The sequence below is a fragment of the Niastella sp. sgz303648 genome (assembly GCF_059587045.1).
On the sequence record NZ_JCAPSW010000012.1, the window covers coordinates 21,914 to 34,119 of the forward strand.

Here is a 12,206-nt window from a genome sequence, read left to right on the forward strand (position 1 = left end):
AAAATTGTAGTTAAATCATTAATACTTATAGTAATTTAATCTTTTTGTTTTACCCTGTTCATATCTCAAATTATTCTCGTACGTATATTTTATTCCTTTAGCAGATGGTCTTTGGATTATTCCTATCGTAGCAGCGTCTTCTTTTGTAATCGTTTCCTTTTCATATGAGCCTCCTGGTGTTGAATAAACATTATTTGTCTTCCCACCTTCTATTGATTCCCCGTTCATTTGGGCATCTGCATGCACTAATTCGTGGTTAAGCAAATCACCAACCGACAATGTCTCTTCTTTCACTGCGCCACCTGATGTTTCTGTGTATATTGGATGTGTTGATCCTATATCCGTAGAAACATCTGTTCCCTTGCCATTAGATTCATTTTGTTTATCGCCATTCGTTGCACCAGTGGCACCTCCGGTCATTCCATATGTTTGTCCATTCTTGGTCTCTGTTGCTATATTTATAGTAAGCGCTTTATCACTATTGATTAATCTTCTAATTAAAGCTGTACCTTCTTTCTTACTGCCACTACCTTTAGATTCAATTTCAACCTGTTTGGTTTCTGGATTGTACCGGAGTTTATCATCTGTCATACCTCGTAATCCTCCCATCAAAGTATTAATTTCAGTTTGATTAAGGTTTCTTTTAGCTACAGTATTTTTACCCAATACAATATCCTGAGGTCCCATTCCATCAGGGTCAATAAATCTGATTGGATTGTCGAATGCAAAGTTGTAAGGTGAGTGCCTACGCATCAAATCAGCCTTCGGGTCAACTTGATTGAAGCGTCCGATTTGTTGGTCATACATCCTTGCCCCATAATCGTACCACTCCAAACCACTACCATCACTAAACTCCTTCTCCTGCTTTTCTTTTCCGTTATATTCATACTTATTATTCAGTTTGCCAATCGCTCTTGAACTTATCCCTGCCATCGTTAACCCAAACGGATAATAATGCGTTTCTTCCATAATGGGCCCTGCCTCGTGTGTAAGCATAAAATTATCAAAATATACCAATTCATCGCTCTCATTACTGAAATAAACATATACATAACCGCTTTTTTTGGCGGTAATGGCATTGGCCGCCATTTTATTTATCGTTCCTTTTACACCTGGTGTGTAGGCCACGGGTACCACCGTGCTGGCCACCTGATCAAACTTAAACTGATCATCAAAAAATATAATGTTTAAATACGCTTTGGGCGCTTGGTTGGTACCGCTGGTATTGTTGGCGGTATTCAGCAGACCAGTTAATACCGAATTGCTATTTAATGCACTTGTAATAGTAGTAGCGCCGTCTTTTAATATTCCGGATACTGCGGCACTGCCGCCAATAGCACTCATAAAATTGGTTACCAAACTGGTGATGCCGCTGGCACCGGTGTTATTGGCGCTGGCCACTGTGTAATAGTAATCAACACTGGTATGGATACGATCGCCGGCCATTACTTTTAATAGTTTGGCAGCTCCTATAGCGCCTGTGCTTTTGCGCACTAACTGAACATAACTGCCATTCGTACTGCTGGTACCAAAACTACCGGGCCGGGTAGTGCGCACACTGTTTACATTAATGCTCTGACCGGTTTTATTTTCCCAGGTATTATCCTGATTTTGAATTTCTGTGCTGCCCACAGCGCCTTCAAAGCTTAGCGTAGGATAACATACCGGCTCGTTTTGCTCAGTGAGCACCATTCTGGTATTGCCCAAATGGTCTTTGATAAAATAGTCATATATCAGTCTGTCGGGCATAACCGTACAGGTGGCTGTAGTGGCTTTTGCAAACCGTATGCGACCTTCTTCGTGTGCAATGAACTGCAATATATCGCTATACTGAAGTGCCGATAATGAAGTGTTACTGTACGATTTACTTTCGTAGACCAGCCCACCCAGATACGTAGTAATGGTAGTGATATCGCTGGTATAGTTACTGCCATTATATGCTACCGTAGCACTGGTTTCTGTTGTAGTTTTTTTCAATTTGTTACCTGACGCGTCATAGGTATAAGTGATCGTTCCTTTATTGCTGCTACTATCTTTTTTTACTGTAATGGTCTGCGGCAAGTTCAGGTGATTGTATGCAATACCATCACCGCCGCTATAACTTACCATATCTTTATTCAGGTCTTTTATCAAATTGCCGTTGACATCGTAGCTGTAGTCGACAGTAAGGTTTGTTTTATTTCCGCTGTTAGGGTGCAGCGTGGAAGTGCGGAAGTCGCCCATTTTTGTTTGTGCATCATTTACTGAGTCAATTACATTCAGGAGTTTATTAGAGTTGGTTATATAATGATAGTTAAGTTTATCTATATAGTTGCTGCCGCCCACCTTAAAGCCCTGCTGCCACATAGTTACAATATTACCGTTTGCATCGTAGGTAAGATTGCTTACACTAAAATCTATTAAAGCCGATTTATCGAAGGTGGTTCCTCCGGTGCTTTGGTTAAAGTCGGCACCTGTAAGGCGATTCACCGCATCATAGGCAAAGTCATATTTTCTTTTTTGCTGATCGCCTTCGCTTTTCCAGATCATTCCACCAATATTACCATTATATTGTTTGTTGGGAAAGCTGGCATATCCGTCTTTATCGTACCCCAACTGCATGGCAAAATACTGGTCGCTGTTGGTACTATTGCTGATATAATCTTTATTCACCGAAAGTAACCAGCCCCGGATATTGTATTCATATTCTAATTTGGCGAGGGCCGTTCCGGCCGCAGCACCCGGTTTATTGCCGATTTGTTTTTTCTTTAACTGACCCAGCGCATCATAATCATTTTGTGCAACTGTGGTGTATGCAGATGGCAGGGCACCACTATTTACCGAACGGTTACCCACTTTCTTTTCGGTTTTAACCAACCGGCCAAGATCGTCATAATTCATTTTGGTAACTATGGTACTGGTTTGGGAAATAGTGTTGTTCACCTGTTTTTGCACCATAATCAGCGGCTGGCCGCTCCAGTTGTATTGCGTAGTGATTACATCGGCACCACCTGTTACGTTTTTACTTTTTACCTGTATTAACCTGCCTTTATCATCATAAATATTAACCGTGTACAAATACGTAGATGTATTCAATACTTTGGTTTCGGTCCAGGTTACCAGCCCACGGGTTTGTGCACTGGCTGTCAGTGCCTGAGCATAATCGGGCGAGGCGTTATATGTGCTAAAGAAAATAGTGCTGTTTGAAGTGTCAAATGAGCTGCTTAGCAAACTGGCAGCAGGAATGGTGGTATAATCATCATAACCTGTTTTAGTAAGATATTCCCAGTAGGTGGTAGACGGCGTGGAAGAAGCATCAAAAGGATAAGCGCTACTAACAGCGGCATCTGTGAGGTGCTGTGTGAATGTTTTGTTGTTCCAGGTGTTTAACAACTTACCGGTTTGTACGGGACGGTTCAAACTATTTTCATATAACGTAACCAGCCAGGTATTGATAGCACGTAAGTTGGCGTCCTGCGTCATCACCAGCCTGTCGCGGGTATCATATACCATATATACCTCACCCGCACCGGGTACTTTTTTTATGATCATGCGGTTACGGCTGTCGTATTCATAGCGGAAGCATTGTTCGGCTAAAATTGTTGCATCCGTTAATGACCACGTAGAAGCAATCAGCTCAACTCCCCGGGGTTGAATTACGCAGCTGAGGTCACCGAGATCATTGTAAATATAATAAGTGCATAGCCAGCCTGTATGCCCCCGACCGCTTCCATCATCTGCGGTTGCAGTCAATTGCACCTTTTTTAAGATAACTTTCCCTTCCTTATCTTTAAATTCAATTACCTGGTTATCCTTTTCATCTACCATTATATTTTTATACAGAAGGCCGGCTGCATACATGCCGCTGCTGGCATACGTGCTGAAGCTACCTATAGCACCATCAGTAACACTCCATATTCTTACTGAATCAGTTGCCGCGTTCAAATAATATTTCATTTTCATGCCTTTGCCCAGACTCACCCAATTATTTCCCGGAGCATAGGTTCTATCGACCCTGTTTAACGGGGACGGTTCAAATTCCGTTTTACCGTAATAGAAAGTTTCTCCCTGGCCTTTTACCGGGCTGTTCGTATTGCTATCACTATAAAAATATTGCTGCTGCTGAAAGGGGTTCAGTTTGAAAAGGCCATCTGAAACTGATGTATTTCCACCCTTAGTATTGGCTGCAAAAGGCAGGTATTTTCTTATTTCCCTTCCAAATTCATCATACACAACAGGGCTGATCAAATCCACAGCACTGTCACCGGTTGGATAAGAACCTTGTTTCACTACAGTTTGCAACGGCCGCCCCAACCCATCAACATACTGCGTGGCTTGCTTTACATCCCGAAGGTTTCTGCTAATGAGTGCATTGGGATTTTGCTCAGGTGCAGCAGCGTCCCAGGTTCTTACATAATTGACCGGTGTTGAAGATGAATAAGCTGCAGGAACAACAGGTGTAGCATCCTGGCTGCGAGCCGGAAAACCTGCCATTGTTAAAAAAAGGACTGGGATAAAGTATATGATACGCTGTTTTTGCATACTGTGAGTTTTGGGAATTGATAGAACAGTAAGATTGGGTTAATGGCTGAATTATTTTGTTACTGTACCTGACGGGAAATAATCTTGTTCATAGTGGCTCCGGTTGGCGATATTTTGCTTTTCATAGCGGCGTACAAAACGCCGGTATCACTGATCACAAATAGCTGACCGGGTTCTTCCACATCATTATCAAAATGCCCGTTTGAAGCGTTATGAGTTAACCATTGTAACAGGCTGTGCTGTTGTACGCCATCAGCTTTTTTACCTTTAGCCGGTTTTGAAATAATGTATGCCAGATGTAGCCGGTTATAAATAGCCGCCAGTGAATCGTTGCTAATGGCGGTTGAAAAGTTGAAAGCCGGCACAGCAATAACCTGTACGGTTGTATTGTTGTTGCGACAAAGCGTATCGAGCATTTTAAGATACCGTTCGTTTGGGTTGGCAGCATCAATTACCGATATCACAATTTTTTTACCGGAAAATGTATTTACTGAAACCTGGTTATTGTTAATATCCTGAAAAGTGATGTTATAAAGAGCCTGTTGACTGAATACGCAAACAGGTATAGAAAGCAATACAATAAAAATTATTTTTCTTATCATAATCAATATTTGTAAATTAATAATCACCAATTGAAATATCAGCACCATAACTGCTGCCTATCGATACTCCATCAAGCGTTATACTATTGTATCCCGCCATATAATAACCAAACATCCACCACTCATATAAATTAGAGCCGCCATAATAGGGGGTGACAGTCACATCATAAGTTCCGGGAGGAATTGGCCCCAGGGAAGCACCGCTTGTGTAGGGGTATATGGTAATAGAATAAGTGTTATTCGTTGAAGTATTTTTATAAAGAGCAATAAAGGTCATGGTGGTGAAATTGGTCGTGTTTATATATACCTGAGATGCAGTACAGGTTCCTATACTATCAGCGTAAGCCTGACCGCTTGCATTCACATCATTCAGCGCCAGCTGGTCGGCAGCAGCCTGTGAGGCCGCTGAGCTATATTTTCCCGCAGGAACTGTATATGTAACAGTTGAACCAGTATAATCAGTTCCGCAGGTGCTGCGGGTAAAGGTTCCGCTTTTGGCTATATTGTAGTAGTAGTTGCAGTCCCCGGCCTGGCCCCAATAATTGTAACAGAATCTTTTTACAATGTTTTTGTCCTGATCTCTAATTAATGTTAACCGGTTAGCTGCATCATATTCATAGTATGTTATGCGGTTATTAGCATCGCATTGAGAAGTTGTACCAATTAAGGGATCATAAGTATATGTGACCATTTGGGCATTTGCCGGATACAATCGCAGCTCATCTATCAAACCGGAACCGCCAATGCTCAACTGCGTTAGTCCGCTTATTTTATGTTCGAAATATTTCCAGCCATTTATTGTTCTTCCTGCAATAGGGTATCCGGTTTGTGTACCAGCAATAGTAAATGCACCTGCATTTTTTGTCCAATATGATACTATATAAACAACACTGCTGGTGAGGCCCGTTTTGGTGATGCTATTTGAACCATTTAAATTATATGCATTTTTACCGGTTAGCGCTACCAGATTAGAGGATGGTGTTCCGCTAAAAGTCCAGTTGCCGGTGCCGTCGGCTTCAAAAGACGTATAGGCAATCTGATCATAGATAGCATTTTTTGCTTCGGCTATCGGATAAGTTTTATTGTAATCCCAGATATAACTTACACGTGCATCGTTTTCTTTGGATATTGAAATAACATTATTTTTATCATCGTAGACATAATACCGAAGTCGACTTTCATAAGCATTATTACCGCTTTTTGTATACACTATTTCAGGCGCTAAAATATTATTGCCCCAGTCTTTGTACTGATATAGGGTACCGTTTAACGGAGTCGTGGTGTTTTTGAAAGATAACGTTTGTACCAAGGTGGTCAACCGGTTATTGTTTTTAAGGGTGGTAACCATTGCCTGTTGGGAACTATTCAAATTAGGTATAGATGCTGTGGTGGGGTAATAGTAATATTCAGTCAGTGAATCGTTTGTACTGGTTGTTATTCGTTTTGAAGAAAGATTAAACAGTACATTTGGTTCGTAATCATACTGTGTAACTGTTTCCATGATGCCAGCTGATGTATGATTTCGTTCAGTGGTAGACAGCAGACTTTCCCTGCCTGTAGCTATTTGATAAAGACTGACCATAAATGGGTTCAGAGTTGCCAGTTCAGCAGTCCATGGATGTCCGCTAAACTGTACCATATTGGTCATATTATAGTTAGAAAGATTGCCGCTGAGATAACAATAAAATCGGGGTTCCACTATGAGTCCTGTAATAGCGGGCGATGTAATACTGTAGCTGTTTATAACTTCCTTTAATACAAGGCCGGATTTATCATAAATAAACTGGGTATCGAGCTTTGGCGCCGAAGCGAGGTTCAATACATCGGGTACGTAGCTATCGTGCGAGAAGTCAAGTGAGGTTGCAGATACTGTAAAACCTCCCAGAGGAGCTATTATATTCATGAAGCGTGTAGCATTGTATGAATAGGTATAAACATTTTTACCCTCGTCGATATATTCAGTTACATGATCGTACCAAACAGGAACATTAAAATTAAATGCACTAAACTTAGCATTAGAACCAAGAATCCTTTGCCGGTATAGTTGGAAGCAATCACCGTCTTTGTAAACCCAGTTTTCCCCAACAAATGAAAGCCCGTCAATGGCACTAACCTGATTATTCCTGGAAACAGGCATACCGAGATTACCAAGACCAGATTCGTTTTGTCCGTATTTGTACGTTTTAGTAATTGTTTTATTAGCCAGGGAATCATACGTATTGATCTTTTTTATCCGCAGCCCAAGGCCAAAATCGGTGGCCCCTTTCGATATAAACTGGTGCGGTTCATAATCAAAACTGGTCCATCCCCCTGTAGGATAAATTATCTTTTTAAGTATGCGGGCCTGTATGTATAGTGAGTCTGCATTTCGATCGGCTTCACCAAAAGATCCGGAATTAATTTGCCTTCCGTTATTTCTTACCCATGTCGGCAATACAACCAGTGGAACTAATGAAGGATTTTGTTTACCATTATAATACCCTGAGTAATCCTGTGCCGTAGCTGCAATAATATCCTGGGTGTTATATTGGAAATTATATTCACCTTCTCCGCTGACGGCCAATTTAGTAAGCTGGAACATCTGGTAGGTGGTGCCGCCTGCCCGGGTAAAAGCACAGTTTTTTATAACATTATTACTCTGGTTGTAAACAGTAAAAGCAGACAACAGGTAATTATCATTGTTTGTATAACTGAATTCAATTCTGCCATTGAGAAAAGTAATTGTTTTTAAAGCTTTCACAACATAATTGGGATTTATCATACCATCAACTCCAATATCGCTGCTTTTAACTGCACCTCCCAAATCGGGAGCGGAGCCACATTCTGCCGGAAAAGAAGCATCATCTAAAATAGACATAGACTGGTTTACATGGGGCATTTGGAGCGTTGCTGCATTATCATAACTGAATGAAACCGTATTGCCAACCCCAGGTAGTGTAATTTTTCGAAGCAGCCAACTGGTAGTATAGCTCGTACCTACGTCTACTGATTCTGTAAAATCAATGCCGCCAGTTACCGGGCCAAAAGAATATTGAATACCATTTTGATCATATACTTCGAACCCATAAAAAAAGGGAGTAGCTGAACCAGTTGGTCTATTGGGAACTATTTTAACAGGTGCGTCTTCCAGTAAAACCGCATTAAGAACATTATTTTCCCATTTTAAAATAAATGTTGCATTTACAGTGGGCAAATGGATAGTAAATATATCGTACTGGCCATCTTTTGTAGGAGCATCATCAGGAGAGCCCAGTGGGAGTGACATATCGGCAAGTTGCAATTTAGTAAGATTCAACACTTGATATTCATTTGATGGAATAGCATCTGTTTTATGATAATCATCAGCATTGCCAAGAATTGTACGGGAAATCATAAGACCTGGGTTTAACACCCATCCAAATCCAATATTGCCTGGCGCCTGATCAACTTTTATTCCATCTCCGTGATAATTCAAACTAAATGGTATAGTTAAACCTGACAACTGAAGATTATACAGGGGTATGGAAATTTGCGCCAGACCTGTAGCCGGTGATACGGGATAGCCCAAAAATCGCTGAAATTGCTGGGCAACCGGCGAAGGAGGTATAATTGCAGGCGCCTGTTGCGCCAGCGCCGCCCTGGTTGATCCAAAAACAAAAATCATTACAAAAAGTAGTTTTCCCAGAGAGCCATTTACCTGTTTATATTTCATATTAATACCTTTAAAATTATCTCTTATAGCATGATTGTATTTGTAACCAAAGAATCATTGAAATCGATGCAGACATGTCATTTATCTGCATTCAATAATTCCCTTTCGCTTTTAAAAATTATAACCTACCCGGAATAATACCTGCTGCGTCCTTGGCACCTGCTGATAACTCAAAAAATCCCACAGCAACTGCACTTTCGTTTTCTTAAAAAAGTTGCTTTTTACAGAAATGATTTTACTCACTCCTATCAATCCGCTTTGCGTCCAGGCAGAGGCCTCCCCTCCCGCCATCGGCGGGATGGAGGGGGAGGATGATCCTGCAAGCGTTAATGGCTGGTAATTATATTCATATCCCCCACTTGCATAAAAGCTCCCCTTGAGTTTCATATCTAAGTATGATCTTAACCCGACACCTTCATGTGTAATCGAAATATGGCGGATGTCTTTACCCCAGCCCATTTTGTAACTGGCGCCTACACCTATGGTACTTTTATCATTTAGCTTATAACCTACCGACAAACCGAGGTCGGTAGTAGTGGGAAAGAAATAATTGGACTGCGCCGTTTGAAAATTAGTGCCGTATTCCAGTCTGTTCCAGAAAGTTTTTGTTTTTTGATTGTTGGGTTTAAAGTCGGGGGTGTTGGCCTCCCCCCGCCCCCCTCCGGTGGAGGGGGAGTTAAGAAGTTTATCTTTTAACTGCTTTAACTGTGCCTGTGCCTCATTCATTCCCTGTTGCGCTGCCTGTTGCATGGCTTCGGTACTGCCAAATTGTTGAACCATGCTTTGCTGCAACATGTCTCTTGTTTGCAAGCCGGTAATTGGCGCACTGCCGGCGCCGGCATCACTGCCGGGCAGGCGGAATAAACCGCCCAATTCAGAATAGCGGCCAAAGAAATTTTTAAAAGCCGGCACTTCCCTTAACAGCGATAATGCTTTTTCTTCTATTACCTGCGGATCATCAAAGGTGTTTTTGTATTCCTGCATCTGCGCTTTATAATAATATAGGTCCTGCTGATATTTACGGAACTGTTTGGTGAGACCCAGTTGTTGGAGCTGTTCTTTTAAATAAGTTTGCCGTTCCTGCAGCGTTTTTTCTATCGCATCTGTACCATTCAACTTGCTCTGTAACCCTGCGTATTGTTCCAGTGTTTGTTTATACTTTGCCTGTGTTGCAGGCGACTGCCCCAGGAGTTCGTTTTGTTGCAGGAATTTAAGGGCAGTGTTCATCGAATCAAGATGACCATTGTATACGTTGCTGAATTTATCCAATTTGCCGGTTCCATCGCTGAGCTTCGATTGTAAGGCAGCGTAGGTTTGTTGCGGATCACCAAAAATGGCCTTAGCCTTTACCGAGTCGGTACGCCAAAGCTTTTCTTTTAACCTTTGTTCTTTTTTGGCAAGGCGTGTAAGATACCGGTTGGTTTGCTTTACCAGTTTATCGCTAAAGTCGTTCGTTTTTTTGTTGATGGAACTGAATAATTTATCAGGAGCGGAAAATACTTTGTTGTAAAGTGAAGAAGAATCCTGAGCCCGGGCACAATGGAACAGGACAAGGCTCATAAGCAGGACAAGCAAAGGTTTTGGTTGCATTAAGGTTTTTTGGTAATAAGTAATCGGGAATCGGTCAGTTATGTTAAATACCCACATTACTAACGCTACTTATCAGTAATCCCTACACGCCAAATTCGCATTATATTTAGCAATGTTATAACAAAGATGATACGAGGTAAAAATTTATCAAGGAGAAAAAACACATGATTTTATGTTTTTTTCCCCGGAGTTATTTGGAGCTTATTTATTATAGAATAACCGCCTCACACTTTATCATAATACGCATCCAAGTACGCTGTTTCTTTCATAAATAACTCAAATAGTTCGAGCAAAAAGCAGCTGCAACACGTAAAGAACAATATAAATCGGTGCTCAACGGCGTGCTTGCCCAGGGAGAAGATAAAGGCAATTATATTGAATGGAAAGAAGTAGATGGACGCGAAACTACCGCTGCAGAAAAAGCCGATCTGGAATTTGCAAACCTGGTTTGCAAACACCTGAAGTCGAATGCCATTGCACTTATAAAAAATAAACAACTTATTGGCAAGGGATGCGGACAAACCAGCCGTGTTGATGCCCTGCGTAATGCATTGGAAAAAGCCCGCCAGTTTAAGTTCGATTTGAATGGCGCCGTACTGGCCAGCGATGCCTTTTTCCCGTTCAACGACTGTATGCAACTGGGCCACGAAGCAGGTATCACAGCCTTTATTCAACCGGGCGGTTCAGTGCGTGATAAAGATTCCATTGAATACTGCCAACAACATCAGTTAGCGATGGTGATGACAGAGATGAGGCATTTTAAGCACTAACTGGTTACCAGTTACCGGTTGCCGGTTTGCAGTTACAGGTTCCAGGTTATGAAATCCGGAACCTGTTTTGTTTTAACTGTATATTATTCCTGAACCAATGTAAATTGTGGATAAAAGAAACCTCACTATAATGGTTCAGGTTTTCTAATAATCACTTTTTTGACCTCAAAATATATCCACTTGCTTTCGGCATATGTAATATCTGATATTAATGGATTAGTATCGGGCTTTAACTTGGTTAGCGGCATCACCATCACTTATTACCTTGTATGCAGTTTCTGTTCGTCAAACCGGGATTTTGCCTGCGATTTCAGAGTGGACACCCTTGTCGTTCAGCTAACGATTGCCACTATCAGGATCAGTAGAGGACTTTCCCCTCCAAGTTTATGATCATGCCGGGCACACCTAACAAAAGCTTCAGTGATCGCTGAGTTTTTTTGTTACTTAACTATTTATTACGTCTTCATCCAAACGGCCCGCAATTATCGCTTTTTCTAAATAACCAATTGCAAAGGGTTCTATTTTTCGACTTTGGAAGTTAAAAACACCTGGCTCATCATAGAAGTATTTTCCAAAATTGAAGTTGCTTATATCAATATTATACTTCTTACTAAAAGCTATTATTAAATCTACCGCTTCATCTCCTGTAACTCCTAAACCGTCCTCTATCAAAGTTTCCCGTGTAATCGGCATATTATATTCACGTATTTGCTCTCTTACGAAAGAAACTAATTCAGCAAACCGGTTTTCTGCTTCTATATTACTGCTCATTGTTTTTCCTATTTAGTTTCCAAATAATTTTTTTCCTTCCTGATATTCAAAATCCGATTGAGTAGCCTCTGATCATATCATCCTTTGTAGCAGTTTTTCCATCTTTTGAATTTAACGGAGCTGTTTCAATAGTATGATCCATGATTTCAATATCCGTTTTTATTGCATCATATACAGCGTAATAAACAGCCAATCGTCCCAAAATTTTTGTACCCCAGCGTCCACCGGTGTGGAATCTTTGAAGGTGCAGTATTCCAATCA

Annotated in this window: 6 protein-coding genes and 1 pseudogene; 1 reads left to right on the forward strand and 6 read right to left on the reverse strand. The window is 41.2% G+C overall.

The genetic code is table 11. From position 1 onward, the window contains the following. Positions 1-18: 18 nt before the first annotated feature. From AC59IL_RS28140 to AC59IL_RS28155, 4 genes are all read right to left on the reverse strand, one after another. Positions 19-4,521 (reverse strand): DUF6443 domain-containing protein, encoded by a 4,503-nt coding sequence (locus AC59IL_RS28140; protein ID WP_496555563.1) that lies wholly within the window; start codon positions 4,519-4,521, stop codon positions 19-21. A gap of 59 nt (positions 4,522-4,580) precedes the next feature. Continuing rightward, entirely contained in the window at positions 4,581-5,123 is a 543-nt protein-coding gene (locus AC59IL_RS28145; RefSeq protein ID WP_496555564.1) for a hypothetical protein, read from the reverse strand. Positions 5,124-5,139: 16 nt separating this feature from the next. Continuing rightward, positions 5,140-8,814, reverse strand: coding sequence for a DUF5977 domain-containing protein (locus tag AC59IL_RS28150; RefSeq protein WP_496555565.1), 3,675 nt, complete (start codon positions 8,812-8,814; stop codon positions 5,140-5,142). A gap of 111 nt (positions 8,815-8,925) precedes the next feature. Next, complete coding sequence (locus tag AC59IL_RS28155; protein ID WP_496555566.1) at positions 8,926-10,404, reverse strand: hypothetical protein; 1,479 nt, start codon at positions 10,402-10,404, stop codon at positions 8,926-8,928. 308 nt (positions 10,405-10,712) lie between these two features. Here AC59IL_RS28155 and AC59IL_RS28160 point away from each other — a divergent pair. After that, a pseudogene (locus AC59IL_RS28160) lies at positions 10,713-11,174 on the forward strand (bifunctional phosphoribosylaminoimidazolecarboxamide formyltransferase/IMP cyclohydrolase); the annotation flags it as partial. 444 nt (positions 11,175-11,618) lie between these two features. Here the strand turns inward: AC59IL_RS28160 and AC59IL_RS28165 are convergent. Both AC59IL_RS28165 and AC59IL_RS28170 read right to left on the reverse strand, forming a co-directional pair. Next, positions 11,619-11,945, reverse strand: a complete 327-nt coding sequence (locus AC59IL_RS28165) for a DUF1493 family protein (RefSeq protein ID WP_496555567.1) — start codon at positions 11,943-11,945, stop codon at positions 11,619-11,621. Between the two features lie 46 nt (positions 11,946-11,991). Next, positions 11,992-12,138 carry a hypothetical protein gene (locus AC59IL_RS28170; protein ID WP_496555568.1) on the reverse strand — a complete coding sequence of 49 codons (147 nt, stop codon included), beginning with the start codon at positions 12,136-12,138 and terminating at the stop codon, positions 11,992-11,994. Positions 12,139-12,206: the final 68 nt, after the last annotated feature.